This window comes from Citrobacter sp. VF227 (assembly GCF_052950715.1).
This window is the reverse complement of record NZ_JBRFVF010000309.1, coordinates 1-490: the sequence shown is the minus strand read 5'-3', so window position 1 is coordinate 490 and position 490 is coordinate 1. Positions and strand designations below refer to the sequence as shown.

Genomic DNA, 490 nt, shown 5'->3' with positions numbered 1-490 from the left:
CTGATAATTTCCTAAATACATTTGGCCACCATTAAGGTTTAAATCAAAAACTTTATTTGCAAGTTGGTTAATAAAATAACGATCATGTGCTACAAAAATAATCGTGCCTTCAAAATCTTTCAATGCTTGTTCAAGCATTTCTTTAGAATCAATATCTAAATGGTTAGTCGGTTCATCTAAGATAAGAACATTATCACGTTGTAACATTAAAAGTGCTAATTGTAATCGTGCTTTTTCTCCGCCGGATAAGTCATTGATAATTTTTTTAACGTCTTCTTGAACGAACAAGAAACGCCCCAATACTGCACGTACATCTTTTTCATTCATGTGTGGATATTGATCCCAAACATAATCGAGAATGGTTTTATTTGATTTAAATTCAGCTTGTTTTTGATCATAGTATCCAATTTGTAAATTAGCACCAAAGATAATTTGACCACCTAGTTTTGGATGTTTTTCAGCAATTGTTTTTATCAATGTTGTTTTACCA

1 protein-coding gene is annotated in these 490 nt (G+C 31.0%); it reads right to left on the bottom strand.

Translation table 11 applies throughout. The features are described from left to right. Window positions 1-490, bottom strand: a 490-nt coding sequence (locus tag ACU8YC_RS26465) for an ATP-binding cassette domain-containing protein (protein WP_446896189.1), incomplete at both ends; no start/stop codon positions are given.